We start from the raw sequence: 20,686 nt of genomic DNA on the forward strand, positions 1-20,686 counted from the left end.
TGCCGTTTTACGTCTTGTAACGGAAATGAAACCTGATTGTTACAAAACCTTTAATGCAGTGTAATCCCCACGAAATCTGACTCATCTACTTTTGCGGCAGATTTATAACGCATAAAAAATATATGAAAAAGGTTATTAGACTAGTATCTTGTATGCTGCTCGCAGCAGGTATCTGTGGAGATGCTTTTGCCGGAGCCAATGAAACGGTTGTGAAACAGGGTGCCATCCGCGGACGTGTGATAGACAACGGCAAACAAACGCTCCCGGGAGCTTCTATCTTTATTGAGAATCTGAAAACAGGGGTGATTAGTGACGTGAACGGCTTTTATACCTTACCCAATCTGAAGCCCGGCACTTATACAGTGAAGGTAACGTATGTGGGCTATAGTCCTATCGAAATGAATATCACGGTTCCCGAAGGCAAGACATTGGAAAAGGACATTGTGATGAATGAGGGGCTGGAACTACAGGCTGTGCAGGTAAAAGGTGCTTTTCAAGGACAAAAGAAGGCTATCAATGCACAAAAAAATAATATAGGAATTACCAATGTGGTGTCAGCCGACCAAGTAGGCAAGTTTCCGGATTTTAATATCGGTGATGCATTGAAGCGTATCAGCGGTATCAATGTGCAATACGACCAGGGTGAAGCCCGTTTCGGACAAGTGCGCGGTACGAGTGCCGATTTGAGTTCCGTAACCATCAACGGCAATCGTGTTCCTTCGGCCGAAGGGGATACGCGTAACGTGCAGCTCGACCTGATTCCCGCGGATATGATTCAGACCATCGAGGTCAGTAAAGTAGTTACACCCGATATGGATGGTGATGCTATCGGTGGTTCTATCAACTTGGTGACTAAAAATTCTCCTTATAAACGTACTATCAATGCAACGGCAGGAAGCGGTTATAACTGGATTAGTGAGAAAGCCCAACTGAACTTAGGATTTACTTACGGTGACCGTTTCTTTAATGACAGACTGGGAATGTTGCTTTCGGCTTCTTATCAAAATGCTCCTTCGGGTTCTTACGATACCGAGTTTATGTGGGAGCAAAACGAAGCTGGAAAGGTATATGTCAATGATTACCAGATGCGTCAATACTTTGTTACACGTGAGCGCCAAAGTTATTCCGCTGCATTTGATTTCGATATCAACGAAAATCATAAACTGACTTTCAAAGGTATTTTCAATAACCGCAACGACTGGGAAAACCGTTATCGCACTACTATAAAGGATTTGGATGAAGAAGGAAAGGGAACCGTCCGTGTTCAGACGAAAGCCGGTACGCCCGATAATCGCAATGCTCGTTTGGAGCGTCAGCGCACTATGGACTTTTCTTTGGGCGGTGAACACTTGTGGGGGGCTATCGGCATGGACTGGAATGCCAGCTATGCCAAAGCCACGGAAGAGCGTCCGAATGAACGTTACCTCGATTTTCAGTTAAAGAAGCAGCAGTTCGATATGAATCTGAGTGATGAGCGCCAACCGTTTGCCACTCCTCAATCGGGGTCTACCCTGACATTGAGTGATAAATTCGGATTGAAGGAACTGACCGAACAACAGGAAGATATAAAAGAAGAAGACTTGAAATTCTCCGCCAACTTCAAGGCAAGTCTGAATAATGGCGCCAAACTGAAGTTCGGAGCGAAAGTAGTGCGTAAAACTAAGGAGAAAGAAATAGACTTTTATGAATATACGCCGATAGATGAGGATGGCTTTATGGAAAGCAGCCTGAGGAATATTGTTGACCAAAGTACCGATAAGTTTATGCCGGACAACAAATACCAAGTAGGTTTGTTTGCAAGTAAAGAGTATGTTGGCGGATTGAATCTGAATGACCCTTCGCAGTTTGAGAAAGAGCAGGTGCAGGCAGAATTGGCGGAAAACTTTGAAGCACGCGAAACTGTCAGCTCGGGCTATGTGCGTTTCGACCATCGGTTCAGCCCTGACATCAGTCTGATGGCAGGACTGCGTCTGGAACATACTTCTCTTCGATACACCGGACGCAACTATGACGATGAAACGGACATGACCACCAAGACTGGCCGGGTGACCAACAGTTACGTGAATTTCCTTCCTTCTCTTTTGGTAAAATGGGATGTAAATGATGATTTCAAGATTCGCGGTTCGTACACACAAACGTTGAGTCGTCCCAAATATTCGGCTTTGGTTCCGAGTGTGAATATTAGCCGTGGCGACAACGAGATAAAGATTGGTAACTCAAACTTGAAGCCGACTCTCTCTTACAACCTCGACTTAAGTGCAGATTATTACTTCAAGAGTATCGGTCTGGTGAGCGCAGGATTCTTTTATAAGAAGATAGACGATTTTATTGTCGATCAGGTATTGACCAACTATGAGTACCAAGGTACTGAATATACTCGTTTCACCCAGCCTAAAAATGCCGGAAACGCTAATCTGTGGGGAATGGAATTTTCTTATCAGCGTGATTTCGGTTTCATTGTTCCGGCATTGAAATGTATAGGTTTCTATGGAACATATACATATACGCACTCACGTGTGGAAGACTTTAACTTTGAAGGTCGCGAAAATGAAAGTAGATTGAGTCTGCCGGGATCTCCTGAACATACGGCCAATGCTTCTCTCTATTTTGAAAAAGGAGGGCTGAATGTACGTTTGAGTTATAATTATGCATCCAGTTTTATCGATGAAATGGGACCGAGTACATTTTATGACAGATTCTATGATGCTGTGAATTATATGGATGTGAATGCCAGTTATACTTTCGGCAGAAAGGTGAAAATGACGTTTTATGCCGAAGCAAACAATTTATTGAACCAGCCGCTTCGTTACTATCAGGGAACGAAAGACCGTACGATGCAGGCTGAATATTATGGAGTGAAAGTAAACGCAGGTTTTAAGGTAAGTTTTTAAATATAAATGGATAATATGAATATGTTGAAGATGATAGGAAGAATAAAGGAAGTATTGACATGGGTATGGATTGCCGTTATCGGTACGGCTATCTGTGTGAATGTGTGTGCCCAGACTCCGCAGGAGTGGAAGGGACTGGAAAGACAATTGAATTTCTATATGGCAAACGATTTGGGAAGAAACGGTTATTATGACCAGAAACCTATTGCTGAGTTGATGGGCGAAATGGCTGATGTAATTGGCCCCGAATGTGTGTTTGCTGCCGGTGATGTCCATCACTTTGAGGGAGTCCGCAGTGTGAATGATCCGCTTTGGATGACTAACTATGAACTGATTTATAGTCATCCCGAGCTGATGATAGACTGGTTTCCGGTCTTGGGTAATCACGAATACCGTGGGAACACACAGGCTGTATTGGATTATACGAATGTGAGCCGTCGTTGGACAATGCCTGACCGTTATTATACAAAAGTATTTGAAAAGAAGGGAACAAGCGTTCGCTTTGTGATGATAGATACAGCTCCGTTGATTGACAAATACCGCAACGAAAGCACAGTTTATCCGGATGCTTGTAAACAGGATATGGATAAGCAGCTTGCATGGATTGACTCTGTGCTGACTGTTGTCAAAGAAGATTGGATAGTGGTAATCGGTCATCATCCCATCTATGCGGAGACTCCGAAAGACGACAGTGAACGCAGTGATATGCAGAATCGTCTGGACCCTATATTGCGCAAACATAAAGTGGATATTTATGCCTGCGGACATATTCATAACTTTCAGCATATTCGTGTGCCGGGCAGTGATATTGACTACGTGGTGAATACGTCTGCTTCTTTGAGTCGGAAGGTGAAGGCTGTGGAAGGCACACAGTTCTGTAGTCCCGAACCAGGCTTTTCTATCTTCACGGTCGATAAAAAAGAGTTGGATATGCACATGGTCGATAAGGCGGGAAAAGTAGTTTATACGGTAAAACGTACGAAATAGACTTAGCAATATGGGGAAAAAGAGTATATTTGCAGCATAATGTATGCTGATAACAATGAATTTACCATCTGAATTTTCCCTGAGAACCCGTGAATTGCTGGGTGATAACGATTATAGACAATTGGAGGATGCCTTGCAGGGCGAAGCGCCTGTGAGCATCCGTGCCAATAGTGCTAAATGTGATAGAGAGGTTAAAGGAGAGCGAGTTCCCTGGTCTGCTAACGGAATGTATTTGGCGGAACGCCCGACTTTTACGTTCGACCCTTTGTTTCATGCCGGATGCTATTACGTGCAGGAAGCTTCTTCCATGTTTGTGGAACAGGTGTTGAAGACCTATGTCTCGTCTCCGGTAGTGATGCTCGACCTCTGTGCGGCGCCGGGGGGTAAGTCCACTGCTGCACGGGCGGTATTGCCTGAGGGCAGTTTGCTGGTAGCAAACGAAGTGATGCGCAACAGAGTGCAGATTTTAGCCGAGAATCTGATTAAATGGGGAAATGCAGAAGTGGTGGTCACTAATAACAATCCTTCGGATTTTGCTGCCTTGCCGGGGGTGTTTGATGTTGTTCTGACGGATGTGCCTTGTTCGGGTGAGGGGATGTTTCGCAAAGATGCTGTGGCGGTAGAGGAGTGGAGTGCAGATAATGTACAGATTTGCTGGCAGCGTCAACGCCGTATCTTGGCAGATGTGTGGACGGCATTGAAGCCGGGGGGACTGCTTATTTACAGTACCTGTACCTATAATAGGGAGGAAGATGAAGATAATGTAGCTTGGATAGTCCGCGAACTGGGAGCTGAGGTGCTGGAGGTACCTGTCCGCCCGGAATGGAATATTACCGGCAACTTGACCGAAGCGAATTTTCCGGTGTATCGCTTTTTACCTCATAAGACAAAAGGAGAAGGTTTCTTTTTGGCTGTACTTCGTAAGGATACCGAAGGGGGAGAAGAGGAAATGACCGGAGATTACCTGAAAGGGCATGCCAGTGGCAGAAAAGATAAAAAGAAGGGTGGAAGAGAGAAACAGCAGGTGATGCCCGTTCCTAAAGAAGTAAAAGACTGGTTGCAGCACCCTGAAGACTATCAGTTCGAGGTGAAAGGTACCGGTATTGTTGCTTTTCCCAAAAAACATAGTGAAACGTATGCGCTGTTGCAACAGGCTTTAAAGATTATCCATGCCGGAGTCACATTGGGTGAGTTGAAAGGAAAAGATGTTGTGCCCGACCATTCTTTGGCAATGACTACAGCCATGAGGAAAGGACAGTTTCCACAGGCTGAACTGAGTTATGAACAGGCTGTCGCTTATTTGCGTAAAGAGGCTGTGGCTTTGGCCCCTTCCGTTCCCCGCGGTTATGTATTGCTCACCTACAAAGAGATTCCATTAGGTTTTGCCAAGAATATAGGCAACCGTGCCAACAATCTGTATCCGCAGGAATGGCGTATCCGTAGCGGTTATTTGCCGGATGTGCTTAGTATGGTGTGGGGCGACTGACAATTTCCGATATTTATCAGAACGGTTTGCGAAAGGTGCAGCCGTTCTTCCATTCGGAACACCCATAAGCGGCTTTTCCTTTGATAATCGTTCCTTTTCCACATAGCGGACAAGGTTTACCGACCCATTCATCGGCAGGCGGATTTTCAGGCTTCACTTCCTTGGCGGCTGTTTTCGGTTTGCGGGGAGCACTTACTTTCTTTTTGGTGGCAGGCTTTTTGGCGGCTTCTTCTTTGACAGCTTCTTCCATGGTAGTGACACGGCGGTTGGTATTGTCGCTCAATACGCTGTGCACCACTTCTGCTACCATTTGCTTCAACTCGTCCAGAAAAGTGGAAGCATCATAACTCTTCCGTTCTATCTCGCGCAACTTCTTTTCCCAGATACCTGTCAGCTCTGCCGATTTCAGCAGTTCTTCACGAATCAGTCCGATAAGTTCCATTCCGGTGGGGGTGGCAATCAGGTTTTTGCGTTCTTTTCGGATATAATGACGTTTGAACAAGGTTTCGATAATGGCAGCTCGGGTAGACGGGCGTCCGATACCATTCTCTTTTAAGGCATCGCGCAATTCGTCATTATCCACCAGTTTACCGGCAGTTTCCATGGCACGCAGCAAAGTTGCTTCAGTGTAGGGCTTGGGCGGTTGTGTCCATTTCTCATTCAATGTGGGCAGATGAGGGCCGCTTTCACCTTTTACAAAGGTAGGCAGGGTGCGTTCTTCGTCTCCTTCACGCGGTTCGGCATCAGAATCGGTCATACCGTCGGGCAGATTGGTCTGTGGCTTGGCAAAGATGATACGCCAGCCCGGTTCCAATATTTGTTTTCCGGTTACTCTGAACTCTATTCCGTCTGTTTCGCCAATCACAGTGGTGGTAGAAAACTTACAATCGGGATAGAACACGGCAATGAAGCGGCGTGCCACAAGGTCGAACACACGTTTCTCCATATCCGTCAGGTTGACGGGAGGCTGTCCGGTAGGGATGATGGCATGGTGGTCGGTGACTTTCGAATTGTCGAACACCTTCTTTGACTTGTTCAGCTTGGTACCGGCCAGTGGAGCTGTCAGTGTTTCATAAGGTTTCAGCCCCGCCAGAATACCGGGACATTTAGGATAAATATCATCACTCAGGAAAGTAGTATCCACACGGGGGTAGGTAGTTACTTTCTTTTCGTAGAGTGACTGGATAAGTTTTAATGTCTCATCAGCCGAATATCCAAACTTTTTATTACATTCCACCTGTAAAGAAGTCAGGTCAAAGAGACGGGGAGGGGCTTCCGTCCCCGCTTTTTTAGTCACCTCCGTCACGGTAAAAGGAACGTTTTTGATACGTTCCATCAATGCTTCGCCTGTGGGAAGGTCAGTGATAGGAGGTATTCCCCTGTTTTCGACAGCTTTCTTGGTTTTCTTGGCAGATTCTTTTTGGTCACTTTCCTCCTGTGCCAATTCTTCATCGCTTTTTCGGATGATGGCAGTAAAGGTCGTATCACGGTATACAGTGGCAAGTACCCAATACTGTTGGGGAGTGAAGTTTTCAATTTCCTGTTGCCTTTTGACAATCAGAGCAAGGGTGGGTGTTTGCACACGGCCGATAGATAATACCTGTCTGTTTTGCCCATATTTTAAAGTATAGAGACGAGTGGCATTCATTCCTAATACCCAGTCGCCGATGGCACGGCTTAAACCGGCTTCGTACAACGGCTTGAAATCGGATTGGTCTTTCAGGTTTTGGAAACCTTCACGTATGGCCTCTTCGGTCAGTGATGAAATCCACAGACGTTTTACCGGGCAGCGGGCACCGGCTTTTTGCATCACCCATCGCTGAATCAGTTCTCCTTCCTGTCCGGCATCACCACAGTTTATAATTTCATCGGCTTTCTGCATTAAACTTTCGATGACACGGAACTGCTTTTCGATGCCCGGATCATTGATAAGCTTGATTCCGAAACGTGGAGGAATCATCGGAAGGCTGGACAGGCTCCATGCTTTCCATGAAGGAGTGTATTCATGCGGCTCCTTCAGGGTACAGAGATGTCCGAATGTCCAGGTCACCTGGTATCCATTTCCTTCTATGTATCCGTCTTTTTTATTTTTGGCTCCCAATACATCAGCGATATCGCGTGCAACGGAAGGTTTTTCGGCAATGCAAACTATCATAATTTTTCGTTCTGTCTAATAGGACTGCAAAGGTAACAAAAACGGCTGAAAGCAACTCTCTTTTCTCTTTAATTTATGAGAAATTAGAAACTGCTTTCAGCCGTTACCGGTACTTGATATGCTATTCTGTTATTCTTTTTGTAGGTTTCTCCTTATTCGTTTTTATGAAGATACCAGCCTTTGTTTTGTGCACCGGAAGATTTTACCCATTCTGCAAATCCGGGATATGCCGTAGTGATACGTACTTTTTCTGTCGGAATAGGGAAGTCTTTCACATCCGGTAAATGGATGGCAAAAGGCATATTGTCATTGGATACATAAAACAAATTGTTTTCAGGTTGAGAGGCGTCTTCTCCTGTTCCCCATAGACTGTTGTCGGCTTTATTGGTCGGCAGATAATTGACAAGGTGCACTTCTTTGCCTCTTCCTTGGTCTGTGCTGCAGATGATGAACGGATTATAGGGCGGAATTAGTTTATTATAGTCTGCATTTGCTATTTCTATGGTCACGGTATATGTTTTTCCTATCACATTTTTGATATTGTCAAAGAGGATGACGGTAGGATAGGTCTGTCCGCTTTCCATATTGTCGTTGCCGATGAATGTGGAACGTTCGGGACCCTCGATAGTGACACTTTTGACATCTGTATAGGTAATATTGGTCAATTGGTAGCCAAAGCCGTTATTATAGATGCCTCCGTTGTGGCGAGGAGTGAATTTATCGATAATCTTGGTGATTTTATTGTTTCCTAGTGTCTTGTAGATAGTCGATTCATAGTCTACCATAACATCATTCATGTCATAGTCACCTTCTTCCGGCCATTTATCTTCATAGGTAAGTGTACCGACAGTGGTTTGTGCATTATCATCGGGAGTTGGAGCGTTTCCATCCGGTAAATCGGGAATTGTATTTTTTTCCACTGCATCCTTTTGTTCAATGTCAAGATAGAATGTAGCATCGGAGAAATTGTTATCTGTACCATCTTCAAAACCGATAGTTACCATTTGTGTAGAAATGACGTCTAATAAAGCAATGGTTCGTTTTTCTCCTTGGTGGTTCAGATTGGAACTTGAATATTTAGTTGCATTCCAGGCATTGCCTTTTCCGGGATTTCCAATTGTACCGTCATTGGTGGAGAAACCATTGGGTTGCACAAACAAGCCAATAGCCACTCCTGCCGGAAATTCATCTTGGAATTGTGTTCCGTCCCAATATTTTAATGCTACTTGGTCACAAGAAAATATAGAAGCCTGACTTGTTTTGGTGATGTTGGGGAATGCAATGATTTTTGTTATTTTGTTTTCTTCGGGGACTTCGTTTTTCGGATAAGTATAATATCCGACTACATTTCTATGCCCGGCTCCACTATTCACAAATACCAATTTTATTTTGGTGGCCTTTGCCAAGATAATATCCGACTTTACATTGTTATCAAGGAATTCCGGGTGCACTACAGATATGTATTTACTTTTCACTGTAGAGTATGTTTCTTTTATATTATAGAGTATATAGTCAGGTGTATTTGCTTTGGGAAGCAAATAATCCGGTTTCCCAGTTTCATCCCAATCTCCTAATATCTTATATTCATCAGGGTATTTAAATTGGTTGTTGGGAGTCACAGCCCTCGCCTCGCCTCTGCGTGATGCGATATAGTCATTTTGATTGAAACTGATACTTTTGTCTTTGATTGTCAGTTCGATGGGGGACACCGTTCCCAGATAATCGGAATATAACCATACCTTGTCGGCTCTGGCCGGGATAGTAACACTGCCAGTGAATCGGCCTGAATTATCCGTTGAGGCTTTAAAAAGTCCTTTTATGTCCTCTCTTTTAATAATGGAACCATCCTCCAGCTCTTCTGTGGGATTTTCATCAAAGAGTTCGAAAAGTACGAGATAGTCATTGAAACCATAATCAATGTTCACTTTAATGGTTTGCATTGTGTTGAAGTCAAAGTAGTCCTCCACGGAAGGTTTTTCCGGTTCAGGAGTCGGTTCGGGTGTACCGTTTAGGCTGTTTTTGTCCATGCAACTATATAACACGAACAGCGTTGCTGTAATCAGCACGCATTTTGTAAAGTCCTTCATATCATTTAAAGATGTTAATTGGGCAAATATAATCAAAAAACATTGATAATGAAGAAAATATGACGATAAATGCTTAATAATGGGGATTATTTTATCTTGAAAGATGGTTATCGGGAAAAGAATGTGGTGTAGAGAGCATATAAAAGGCGAACCTGTTCAAAGTTCGCCTTTTATAAATTAATGTATAAAGAAGACTTTTATTCTTCCAGCAATATTTCCATAATCTGTACGGCTGCTTTGGCTACGGAAGTACCCGGGCCGAAGATAGCTGCCACACCTGCTTTATAGAGGAAGTCGTAGTCTTGGGCAGGAATTACACCTCCGGCAATGACCAGAATATCTTCACGACCCAATTTCTTCAACTCTTCCATCAGTTGCGGAATCAAAGTCTTGTGTCCGGCAGCCAGTGATGAAACGCCCACTGCATGAACGTCGTTTTCCACCGCTTCACGGGCAGCTTCGGCAGGAGCCTGGAACAACGGTCCCATATCTACGTCGAAACCACAGTCTGCATAACCTGTAGCCACTACTTTAGCACCGCGGTCGTGTCCATCCTGACCCATCTTGGCAACCATGATACGCGGACGGCGACCTTCTTTCTTAGCAAATTCTTCGGTCAGTTCGCAAGCTTTTGCGAAATCTGCATCTTTTTTACTTTCTGATGAATACACGCCTGATATAGTTCTAATTACTGCTTTATAACGTCCTACAATCTTTTCGCAAGCATCTGAAATTTCGCCTAAGGTAGCGCGGACGCGGGCTGCTTCTACTGCCAGTTCCAGCAAATTGCCTTCTTTGGTTTCGACGCAACGGGTAATAGCATCCAATGCTTTCTTCACTTCTTCTTCGTTGCGGCCCTCTTTCAGACGTTTCAAGTTCTCAATTTGTTCCAATCGAACAGCCGTATTATCTACTTCGAGGATATCGATAGGATCTTCTTTTTCCAGGCGATACTTGTTGGTGCCGACGATGGTCTGTGCACCGGAGTCGATACGGGCTTGAGTACGTGCGGCAGCTTCTTCGATACGCATCTTAGGCACGCCGGTTTCAATCGCTTTCGCCATACCGCCTAGGCTTTCGATTTCTTGAATATGTTCCCAAGCCTTATGAGCCAGTTCATTTGTCAGAGATTCTACATAATAAGAACCTCCCCATGGGTCGACGTTCTTGCATACGTAAGTCTCTTCCTGAATATAAATCTGAGTATTACGTGCAATACGTGCAGAGAAGTCTGTCGGAAGAGCGATGGCTTCGTCCAATGCGTTGGTGTGCAGTGACTGAGTGTGTCCCAATGCGGCTGCCATTGCTTCGATACAGGTACGGCCTACGTTGTTGAACGGATCTTGTTCGGTCAGTGACCAGCCCGAAGTCTGCGAGTGAGTACGCAATGCCAGTGATTTCGGGTTCTTCGGGTTGAACTGTTTTACAAGCTTTGCCCACAACATACGTGCGGCACGCATCTTGGCAATTTCCATAAAGTGATTCATACCGATAGCCCAGAAGAATGACAGACGCGGAGCAAAAGCATCGATGTCGATACCTGCTGCAACACCCGCACGGAGATATTCCAAACCGTCGGCCAAGGTATAAGCTAACTCGATATCTGCCGTTGCACCGGCTTCCTGCATGTGATAGCCGGAGATGGAGATTGAATTGAACTTAGGCATCTTTTGAGAGGTATATTCAAAGATGTCGGAGATAATCTTCATAGAGAAGGCAGGCGGGTAAATATAGGTGTTACGCACCATGAACTCTTTCAAAATATCGTTCTGGATAGTTCCTGCCATTTCTTCGAGTTTTGCTCCCTGCTCCAAACCGGCATTGATATAGAATGCCATGATAGGAAGTACGGCGCCATTCATTGTCATGGAGACAGACATTTTGTTCAAGGGGATACCGTCGAACAATACTTTCATGTTTTCCAGAGAACAGATGGATACACCTGCTTTACCTACATCGCCTACTACACGCTGGTGGTCGGGGTCATAGCCACGGTGGGTCGGAAGGTCGAATGCAACCGACAGACCTTTCTGACCTGAGGCCAGATTGCGGCGATAGAATGCATTACTTTCTTCTGCGGTAGAGAATCCGGCATACTGGCGGATTGTCCAAGGGCGGAACGTGTACATCATGGAGTATGGGCCACGGAGATAGGGAGGAATACCTGCGGTATAGTTCAAGTGTTCCATGCCTTCCAGGTCTTCTTTCGTATAAACAGGCTTCACACTGATGTGTTCCGGTGTCTTCCAGTCGGCGGTAATGCCGTTGGCTTTTTGCCATTCCATGCCGTTCTGCGGCTGGAATCCGGCATAAATATCTATGTTTTTAAAATTCGGTTTCATTGTCTTCCTTACTTAATTCCTAACTTAGCGTTGTATTCTTTCAAAGTTTCCAATACGTTTACACGTACATGGATAAAGTTTTCGATGCCTTCGGCTTTCAGGTCTTCCATGCAAGCCGGAGCACCTGCTACGATAAACATGGCGCGTCCGTTGAGTGCTTTGAATGCCGGAACAGCATATTCTGCATATTCGTCATCGCTCGAGCAAATCACGACGATATCGGCACCCGCCTTCATCGCAGCTTCTACACCTTCTTCTACAGTGGGGAAGCCCAAGTTGTCAATCACTTCATAGCCTGCACAAGCCAGGAAGTTACAAGAGAACTGTGCACGTGCCTGACGCATAGCCAGGTTGCCGATGGTGAGCATAAATGCTTTCGGACGTTTGCCTGAACGTTCGGTTTGCAGGCGAAGTGCTTCAAATTCGCTGGCGGCACGGTTGAAGTTCAGTGTTGCGACAGGTCTTTCGCAACTGTTTCCGGAGCAACAGCATTGTGCTTCGACCGGATTCTTTTCGCCTGCCTTTTCGTTGAAGTTAGGGAATTGGTTGGTGCCGAGCAATACTTCCTTGCGTTTGGAAACTGCATCATGGCGGGCCTTGTTGCTAGCATTGATAGCTTCCTGCACCTTGCCTGCTTTGACAGCTTCCAACATACCGCCTTCTTCTTCTACATTGAGGAACAAGTCCCATGCTTGCTTGGCAATGGAAACAGTCAGGTTTTCAATGAAATATGAGCCGGCAGCTGGGTCGACCACCTTATTAAAATGACATTCTTCTTTCAACAGTAACTGTTGGTTGCGTGCAATGCGTTCCGAGAAGTCATCAGGAGTCTTGTAAGTCTTGTCAAACGGAGTGACAGTAATAGAATCCACACCTGCCAAGGCTGCACTCATTGTTTCTGTCTGTGTGCGGAGCAAGTTTACATGAGCGTCAAACAGAGTGAGGTTGAATGTAGATGTCTCTGCATGGGCAATCATCTTGCAGGCACATTCGCATTCGGGTTTATATTCGTTCACGATGTTGGCCCATAACATACGTCCTGCGCGGAATTTGGCGATTTCGAGGAAGTAATTGGAGCTGATACCGAAATTGAACTTGATTCTTTTTGCAGCCGATGTAGCCGGAATTCCTGCCTCTACCAGTTTGTTTAGATATTCATTACCCCACGCTAATGCATATCCCAACTCTTGTGAAATATAAGATCCTGCATTGTTTAACTCTACTGCATTAACGCAGATGCAACGATACTTGGGCAATGGAGCCAGAACGTCGACCAATTCTTTGGCAGTGGCGGCGAAATTGCTCAGGTCTTTGCCTTTTGCCATCATCTTGCCCATCGGGTCATAGTTGACAGAACCTTGCAGCTGGGTCAGGTCATAACCTTTCTTCTGGAAATATTCCACCAACAATTTTGCCAGTTCCACGGTATGTCCCTGACAAGTAGAGAAGTTCAGTTCTACGCACTCGGCGCAAATATCGTTCAGCAATGTTTCAATGTATTCGGCATTCAAGTCTTTTGCATTAATCTTGAAACCAAGAGAGTCGACACCTTTATTCAGGATGTCAAGTGCTTTGGCATTTGCTTCTTTCGGGCATTCCACATGGATATCTTGACGCACTAACCAAGTGTTGTCGTCCTTCTTCGTACCTCTCACATAAGGGAACTGTCCGGGCAGTCCTTCTGTTGTTTTTAAACCTTCCAAGTCTTCCTGACGGTAGAAAGGTTTCACTTTAAAGCCTTCATTGGTTCTCCAAACCAGTTTCTTTTCAAAGTCAGCGCCTTTCAGGTCTGCTGTAATCTTTTCCATCCACGCCTCCGTAGAGACGCCGGGAAAATCTGAAAAGAGTTTCTCTTTACTATCTGCCATAGTTTATTTGGTATTAATATTTAAGTTAGTAATAATCCTGTTCAAGTGTTCGGGCAAATATACTAATTCCTTTTAAATAGATTCTCTTTTTTACTTATTTTCGCAGCAAGCAACTGTTTATTTCTGTCATTTTGTTAAGGAAAGAAGTAGGTAACTATGAGGTTTGCTATGTAGATATTGCAAAATAAACCATGCAAGTGAAATAATTATGCCCGGATTATTGGGCTGAGTGGAATGAATTTGCTAATTTTGCGGCAATTTTTAAAACACATGAATATTATGGATTGGTTACAAAATCTATTTACTGATGAAAACTCGATTGCACACATAGTGCTGCTGTATTCTTTTGTGATAGCAGTGGGTGTGTTACTCGGAAAGATTAAGATTTTCGGAGTGTCACTGGGTGTAACCTTCGTCTTGTTTACCGGCATTGTCTGTGGACACTTCGGTTTTACGGGAAACACGCAGATTTTGACATTCTTGCAAGACTTCGGACTTATTCTGTTCGTCTTTTGCATTGGTCTTCAGGTAGGACCGTCTTTTTTCTCTTCTTTCAAGAAGGGTGGTATCGCCATGAACTTGATAGCGATTGGCATTGTTTTTTTAAATGTAGCTGTTGCTCTCGGCTTGTATTACGGACTGAACGGACGTATCGAATTGCCTATGATGGTGGGTATTCTTTGCGGTGCGGTGACGAATACTCCCGGACTTGGTGCCGCCAACGAAGCTTTGTCGCAACTGAGTTATAACGGTCCGCAGATAGCGATGGGATATGCTTGTGCTTATCCGCTTGGTGTGCTGGGTATTATCGGCTCCATCATTGCCATTCGCTACATTTGCCGTGTCAATCTGAAGAAAGAAGAGGAGGCTATTGCCCAGGAAGAGGCGGCCAATCCTCATCTGACCCCCAGAATGATGCATCTTGAAGTGCATAATGAGGCATTGTCGGGAAAGACCTTGCTTCAGGTGAAAGACTTTATGGGACGTGACTTTGTATGTTCGCGTATTCTTCAAAACGGACATGTGAGCATTCCGAACCGTGATACTGTTTTCCACATCGGCGACCAGCTGTTTGTGGTTTGTGCCGAAGATGATGCCGAAGCTATCATTGCGTTCATTGGTCCGAAGATTGAAGTAGACTGGGAAAAGCAGGATACTCCGATGGTATCGCGCCGCATTTTGATTACACAGCCCAAAATGAATGGCAAGCAGCTTGGTGAGCTTCATTTCAGCAGTATGTATGGAGTGAATGTGACCCGTGTGAATCGTTCGGGTATGGATATCTTTGCTTCACGAAACCTGACGCTTCAGGTGGGCGACCGTGTCATGGTGGTAGGTGCACAGGATGCCGTAGAGCGCGTTGCCGGTCTGATGGGTAACTCGTTGAAACGTCTTGACCACCCTAATATCGTGACTATATTCGTAGGTATCTTCCTTGGAATCCTGTTCGGCAGTCTGCCCATTGCATTCCCCGGCATTCCTACTCCGGTGAAATTGGGTCTTGCCGGCGGTCCGTTGATTGTATCTATTTTGATTGGACGCTTCGGATATAAGATGAAGCTGGTCACTTACACCACGATGAGTGCCAATCTGATGTTGCGTGAAATCGGTATCGCCCTGTTCCTTGCCAGTGTAGGCATCAAGGCGGGAGCCAATTTTGTGAGCACGGTGGTAGACGGTGACGGATTATTGTATGTAGGTTGCGGATTTTTGATAACTGTCATACCTTTATTGATAATGGGTGCCGTAGCTCGTTTCCATTATAAGATGAACTATTTTATGCTGATGGGTCTTATTGCAGGTAGTAACACTGACCCCCCTGCATTGGCTTACTCCAATCAGACAGCAGGAAACAATGCTCCGGCAGTAGGATATTCTACCGTTTATCCGGTGTCTATGTTCCTTCGCATTCTGACAGCCCAGTTATTGATATTGATATTGGCTTCATAACTTTTAGTGAGTGAGAATTTAGTCGGGCACGGATTACGCGGAAAAACACGGTTCTTCTTTTTACGGACAGACTGTGGACTCCGTGTCATCCGTGCCTGATTTGCTTTATTATAATAACAAAGAAAAAGGATAAATATGATTTCAGTAGATGGATTGACCGTCGAGTTTGGCGGAACCACCTTATTTAGTGACATTTCTTTCCAGATAAACGAGAAAGACCGCATCGCCCTGATGGGAAAGAATGGTGCCGGCAAGTCTACCTTGTTGAAGATATTGGCGGGAGTCCGCCAGCCTTCCCGCGGAAAAGTGACTGCCCCCAAGGATTGTGTCGTCGCTTACCTTCCACAGCACTTGATGACGGAAGACGGCCGCACAGTATTCGAGGAGGCTTCTCAGGCCTTTGCCCATCTTCATGCCATGGAAGCGGAGATTGAAGCCATTAATAACGAATTGGCTGTGCGCACCGATTACGAGAGTGATTCTTATATGGAACTTATCGAGAAAGTTTCTACCATGAGCGAGAAGTTTTATGCCATCGACCTTACCCATTTTGAGGAAGATGTGGAAAAAGCGTTGCTCGGGTTGGGATTCACACGCGAAGACTTCAACCGTCAGACCAGTGATTTCAGTGGCGGATGGCGTATGCGTATCGAGCTGGCAAAACTGCTTCTGCAGAATCCTGATGTCCTTCTTCTTGACGAGCCGACCAATCATCTTGATATCGAGTCTATACAATGGTTGGAAGATTTTCTGATAACAAGTGCAAAGGCTGTCATTGTCATCAGCCACGACCGTAAGTTTGTGGATAACATCACTACACGCACCATCGAAGTGACCATGGGACGTATCTATGACTATAAAGTGAACTATTCGCAATATCTTGTCCTTCGTAAAGAGCGCCGCGAGCAGCAGATGAAACAATACGAAGAGCAGCAGAAAATGATTCAGGAGACAAAGGACTTTATCGAACGCTTCAAAGGAACTTATAGCAAGACATTGCAAGTGCAGAGCCGTGTCAAGATGCTCGAAAAGCTGGAGCTGGTGGAAGTGGATGAGGAAGACACTTCGGCACTTCGCCTTAAGTTTCCTCCATCGCCCCGAAGTGGAAATTATCCGGTTATCATGGACAGGGTGGGCAAGACGTATGGCGACCATGTGGTGTTCAGCAATGCTTCCCTCACCATCGAGCGTGGCGATAAAGTAGCTTTTGTGGGAAAGAACGGTGAGGGTAAATCTACGTTGGTGAAATGTATCATGAAGGAAATAGACCACGAGGGAACGCTCACGCTGGGGCATAATGTTCAGATTGGCTATTTTGCACAAAATCAGGCTTCGCTGCTGGATGAAAACCTGACCGTCTTCCAAACCATCGATGATGTGGCAAAAGGCGATATCCGTAATAAGATTCGTGACTTGCTGGGAGCTTTCATGTTTGGTGGTCCCGAGGCCTCGATGAAGAAAGTCAAGGTACTTTCGGGAGGTGAACGCACCCGTCTGGCGATGATAAAGTTACTTCTTGAACCGGTCAATCTGCTGATTCTCGATGAGCCTACCAATCACCTTGACATGAAGACAAAAGATATCTTGAAACAGGCTTTGCTTGATTTTGACGGTACGCTTATCGTGGTATCCCATGACCGTGACTTCCTTGACGGGCTGGTGAGCAAGGTGTATGAATTCGGCAATAAGAAAGTGAGAGAGCATCTTTGCGGTATCTATGAATTCCTGGAAACAAAGAAGATGGAAAGCTTGCAAGAGCTTGAAAAGAAATAATATAAAAGTCACATTGTATCGCCTCCTGCTGCTTAACCGCGGCCAAAGGGAAGATTAAGCCCTTTCTTGCTGTCGGCTAAGGGCTTTTAAACGGAAGATTACTACAGTCTTCGGCAGCGGACTGTACAGTCCACCGTAGCAGATTGTACAGTCTTCGGCAGTGGACTGTATAATCCACCGTAGCAGACTGTACAGTCCATTGCCGGATACTATAGTACTTCGACTGACAAAAAGGGTTAATCTAAAGGATGAGAATGCTTATAACGGCTAATGAAAGGTTTTATTCGTAAAAAAACGGCAGTCGTTTATTTGCACAACTATTCTACTGGTGCAATGGCGCTTTTTGCTTTCTTCTTTACAATAGTACCTTTTTTTATGGCGCCTGCTGAGTCTTACGGAATAGAACATAGTTTGGCTGGCTCTTATCTCCAAAATATAAGTGTTGTACCTTGTATTCTGGTTTTTCCTTTCGGACTATATTTTGTCTGATAATGCCGAAACGGAAACTTCCGAAGAACAGAGTAGTATACCGTATGTGGAGGAAGAAGACGATGCAACAGCGGGGAAAGCTCCTTCGCAAGCCGAACTTGAGACAGAACTGTATAAAGAGGTGGAAACCCCCGATAAAATATACGACAATGTAGAGGTGATGCCCGAATATCCCGGTGGATACATAGCAATGGTGCGTTATATCACACAAAATATGAAATATCCTATGGCTGCGCAGAAAAATGGTACACAAGGAAAAGTCGTTGTAGGATTTGTGGTGGATAGGGATGGCAGTATCATCAATGCACATGTGTTGATAGGGCTTGATTCTGTTTTGGATGAAGAAGCTCTTCGGATTATTAAGTCAATGCCCCGATGGACGCCGGGAAAATTGAATGGTAACCCTGTCAGGGTGAATTATAAGATTCCGATTACTTTCAAATTATCATAGAAAGATAGCTTTTTATCTATGAATTATGATTATTTTGGTTAACTTTGTCTGTTTCCATGCGGTCAATCGCTTTTCGAGAATAGCAAGAAACAGGGTCGACACGACTTTGTGCAGATAGCACAGGAACGTTTCACCACAGATTATCCATACCGAGCAGTAATGAATTAAAATTTCATTCCTGTAAATCTGTGGTGAATGCCAATCTGACCGGCCTCTAGAATAGAATGATTAACCTTTAAAATACGGAAGAAATGGGAAAAACAATATTCTTCTTTGTAATTTCTTTCCTGCTGGCAGCATGTAGCGGGGAGCCTGTGTGCTATTATTTGGATGCCACCGGAGGTAATGACAATAATAGCGGCCTGTCGCCGAATAAAGCATGGAAAAGTCTGGATAAATTGCGTGAAGTTACCTTGTTGCCCAATAATAAGGTATTATTGAAGCGTGGTGACGTTTTTATTGGCGAATTGGAAATATCTGCTCAAGGCTTGCCCGAAAACCGTATTTGGATAGATGCTTATGGTGACGGAGAGCGTAAACCCTGCATCGTAGGGCGCGACACTTCCCTGTATGCAGTCCGTATATATAATTCGGATTACGTGACCCTGCAAAATCTGGAAATAGTGAATACCGGGTCTCAACCTCTTCCTTACCGTTCGGGTTTGAAAATAGAGAGTATGGATTATGGAGTTTCTCGGCATATTGAGGTTCGTGACGTAACCGTGCGTGATGTCAACGGCTCATTGGTGAAAGGAAAAGGCGGCGGTTGTGGCATCTATATCGTGAACGGAGGTAAAAAGAAGGTTTCAACCTTCGACCATTTAATCATAGAAGGTTGCCATATCTTACGTTGCACCCGTAATGCCATGATTTGGTCGGCTTATAGTGACCGTCAGAATTGGCATCCTAATATGCACACCGTGATACGTGGAAACTTAATAGAAGAAGTGCCGGGTGACGGAATCGTGCCTATCGGTTGTGATAGTACTCTAATAGAATATAATGTGATGCGTAACTGTCCCGATATGCTTCCCGATACTGAAGCGGCTGCCGGCATCTGGCCTTGGAGTTGCGACAATACGTTGGTGCAGTTCAATGAAGTCAGCGACCATAAAGCCCCATGGGATGCGCAGGGCTTTGATTCGGACTGGAACTGTACGGGAACGGTTATTCAGTATAATTACAGCCATGATAACTATGGCGGTTTGGTGCTGATATGCAATGACGGCACAGCATCCAAATCTTTCAATGTTGGCAATTTGGGAACAATTGTCCGTTATAATGTAAGTATAGGGGATGGGGTGCGCCCCAAACCCACCCGTGCCGGTATGTTTTCACCGGCTATCCATCTTGCCGGGCCTGTAAAGAACAGTCGTATTACTCATAACATCATTCATGTGAACCGCAAGCCGATGGAAAATATAGACCGTACTATGGTTACATTGGATTCGTGGGGCGGCTATCCCGACAGCACTTTCTTTGATGGTAATATCTTCTATACTCCCGAAGTCAGCCGGTTTACAACTACCGAGTCCACTCATAATTTCTTCAGAGGGAATTACTATTTGGGGAAATTCAAGAATTTGCCCGAGGACAGTGAGATGCGTCAGGCCTCGGATATTTATCGTGATAAGGTGGTGAGCGTGGACGAGAATGGTTATCGGGGATTGGCTTTGCTGATGGATACTTTGGAGGTAGCCGGTACAAAAGGTGTTTTTGTGAACAAAGAAAAGGTGAAGACTTTTCTATTGTTGGGAAGGTGAAGAGGTGTAAAAAGGACAACGCTCTTGTCTGGTTTCTGAGGATGTGTCAAAACGTGGATAATGCTGTCGTTTCGTTCGTAGGGGCGAGGTGCGCTCGCCCGAAAACAGTTTATTTTGTGTCTTCGGGCAGGCAAACCCTGCCCCTACAACTGACGATTGGATAGACTGGTTTAGTTTTGACATACTCACTCGATTGAACAGAGTATTTTCCGCCCTCAAATAAAGTAGTTTCACACCGTATGAAACACACCGCACGTGTGCATGCGGGAGAAAGAAGCAAAGGACGCGTTTATCGATTTGTATAGGGGAAAATGCACAAAGTGATGCGCTTTTTGGCAAAAGCGAGAGATATGCTCTCACCCTTCGGCTCATCTCTCACCCCTATCTCTCACCCCTGAAAACCTTTATATATCGAACTTTTAGGGGTATGGGTGAGAGATAAAA

At 45.0% G+C, this 20,686-nt stretch carries 11 protein-coding genes; 7 read left to right on the top strand and 4 right to left on the bottom strand.

What is annotated here, in order from left to right:
- Nucleotides 1-122 precede the first annotated feature (122 nt).
- Genes QYT14_RS06805 through QYT14_RS06815 form a run of 3 tightly spaced genes read left to right on the top strand, consistent with a single transcriptional unit; the run spans nucleotide 123 to nucleotide 5,364 of the window.
- Nucleotides 123-2,891, top strand: a complete 2,769-nt coding sequence (locus QYT14_RS06805; RefSeq protein WP_288324579.1) for a TonB-dependent receptor — start codon at nucleotides 123-125, stop codon at nucleotides 2,889-2,891.
- Nucleotides 2,892-2,906: 15 nt separating this feature from the next.
- On the top strand, nucleotides 2,907-3,878 hold the full coding sequence (locus QYT14_RS06810; RefSeq protein WP_288324613.1) for a metallophosphoesterase: 972 nt from the start codon (nucleotides 2,907-2,909) through the stop codon (nucleotides 3,876-3,878).
- A 55-nt stretch (nucleotides 3,879-3,933) separates the two neighbouring features.
- Nucleotides 3,934-5,364 carry an rRNA cytosine-C5-methyltransferase gene (locus tag QYT14_RS06815; RefSeq protein ID WP_288324580.1) on the top strand — a complete coding sequence of 477 codons (1,431 nt, stop codon included), beginning with the start codon at nucleotides 3,934-3,936 and terminating at the stop codon, nucleotides 5,362-5,364.
- Between the two features lie 16 nt (nucleotides 5,365-5,380).
- Here QYT14_RS06815 and QYT14_RS06820 read toward each other — a convergent pair whose 3' ends face one another.
- From QYT14_RS06820 to mutA, 4 genes are all read right to left on the bottom strand, one after another.
- Nucleotides 5,381-7,519, bottom strand: a complete 2,139-nt coding sequence (locus QYT14_RS06820; protein ID WP_288324581.1) for a DNA topoisomerase 3 — start codon at nucleotides 7,517-7,519, stop codon at nucleotides 5,381-5,383.
- Nucleotides 7,520-7,671: 152 nt separating this feature from the next.
- Complete coding sequence (locus QYT14_RS06825) at nucleotides 7,672-9,606, bottom strand: LruC domain-containing protein (protein WP_288324582.1); 1,935 nt, start codon at nucleotides 9,604-9,606, stop codon at nucleotides 7,672-7,674.
- Nucleotides 9,607-9,803: 197 nt separating this feature from the next.
- A complete protein-coding gene (scpA, locus tag QYT14_RS06830; RefSeq protein ID WP_288324583.1) occupies nucleotides 9,804-11,948 on the bottom strand; it encodes a methylmalonyl-CoA mutase in 2,145 nt (714 codons plus the stop codon).
- A gap of 8 nt (nucleotides 11,949-11,956) precedes the next feature.
- Nucleotides 11,957-13,816: a methylmalonyl-CoA mutase small subunit gene (gene mutA, locus QYT14_RS06835; protein WP_288324584.1), complete on the bottom strand. Its 1,860-nt coding sequence runs from the start codon at nucleotides 13,814-13,816 to the stop codon at nucleotides 11,957-11,959.
- A 279-nt stretch (nucleotides 13,817-14,095) separates the two neighbouring features.
- On the opposite strand from mutA, the gene QYT14_RS06840 reads away from it, so the two are divergent.
- The 4 genes from QYT14_RS06840 to QYT14_RS06855 all read left to right on the top strand — a co-directional run bounded on the left by QYT14_RS06840 (nucleotide 14,096) and on the right by QYT14_RS06855 (nucleotide 20,242).
- The gene (locus QYT14_RS06840; RefSeq protein ID WP_237040004.1) at nucleotides 14,096-15,766 is read left to right on the top strand and encodes a putative transporter; all 1,671 of its coding nucleotides are present in this window, start codon (nucleotides 14,096-14,098) and stop codon (nucleotides 15,764-15,766) included.
- Between the two features lie 135 nt (nucleotides 15,767-15,901).
- The gene (locus tag QYT14_RS06845) at nucleotides 15,902-17,539 is read left to right on the top strand and encodes an ABC-F family ATP-binding cassette domain-containing protein (RefSeq protein ID WP_237040005.1); all 1,638 of its coding nucleotides are present in this window, start codon (nucleotides 15,902-15,904) and stop codon (nucleotides 17,537-17,539) included.
- A 439-nt stretch (nucleotides 17,540-17,978) separates the two neighbouring features.
- Complete coding sequence (locus QYT14_RS06850) at nucleotides 17,979-18,479, top strand: energy transducer TonB (RefSeq protein ID WP_288324585.1); 501 nt, start codon at nucleotides 17,979-17,981, stop codon at nucleotides 18,477-18,479.
- 251 nt (nucleotides 18,480-18,730) lie between these two features.
- Nucleotides 18,731-20,242: a right-handed parallel beta-helix repeat-containing protein gene (locus QYT14_RS06855; RefSeq protein WP_288324586.1), complete on the top strand. Its 1,512-nt coding sequence runs from the start codon at nucleotides 18,731-18,733 to the stop codon at nucleotides 20,240-20,242.
- The last annotated feature ends 444 nt before the right edge of the window (nucleotides 20,243-20,686 follow it).

It is taken from the genome of uncultured Phocaeicola sp., assembly GCF_948499155.1.
GTDB classification, from domain to species: Bacteria; Bacteroidota; Bacteroidia; order Bacteroidales; family Bacteroidaceae; genus Phocaeicola; species Phocaeicola faecalis.

Bases quoted from the DNA above. Each gene is read 5' to 3' on its own strand.
- QYT14_RS06810 (WP_288324613.1), top strand. From the start codon at position 2,907: ATGAATATGTTGAAGATGATAGGAAGAATAAAGGAAGTATTGACATGG.
- QYT14_RS06845 (WP_237040005.1), top strand. From the start codon at position 15,902: ATGATTTCAGTAGATGGATTGACCGTCGAGTTTGGCGGAACCACCTTA.
- QYT14_RS06805 (WP_288324579.1), top strand. From the start codon at position 123: ATGAAAAAGGTTATTAGACTAGTATCTTGTATGCTGCTCGCAGCAGGT.
- QYT14_RS06855 (WP_288324586.1), top strand. From the start codon at position 18,731: ATGGGAAAAACAATATTCTTCTTTGTAATTTCTTTCCTGCTGGCAGCA.
- scpA (WP_288324583.1), bottom strand. From the start codon at position 11,948: ATGAAACCGAATTTTAAAAACATAGATATTTATGCCGGATTCCAGCCG.
- QYT14_RS06825 (WP_288324582.1), bottom strand. From the start codon at position 9,606: ATGAAGGACTTTACAAAATGCGTGCTGATTACAGCAACGCTGTTCGTG.
- QYT14_RS06820 (WP_288324581.1), bottom strand. From the start codon at position 7,519: ATGATAGTTTGCATTGCCGAAAAACCTTCCGTTGCACGCGATATCGCT.
- QYT14_RS06840 (WP_237040004.1), top strand. From the start codon at position 14,096: ATGGATTGGTTACAAAATCTATTTACTGATGAAAACTCGATTGCACAC.
- QYT14_RS06815 (WP_288324580.1), top strand. From the start codon at position 3,934: ATGAATTTACCATCTGAATTTTCCCTGAGAACCCGTGAATTGCTGGGT.
- mutA (WP_288324584.1), bottom strand. From the start codon at position 13,816: ATGGCAGATAGTAAAGAGAAACTCTTTTCAGATTTTCCCGGCGTCTCT.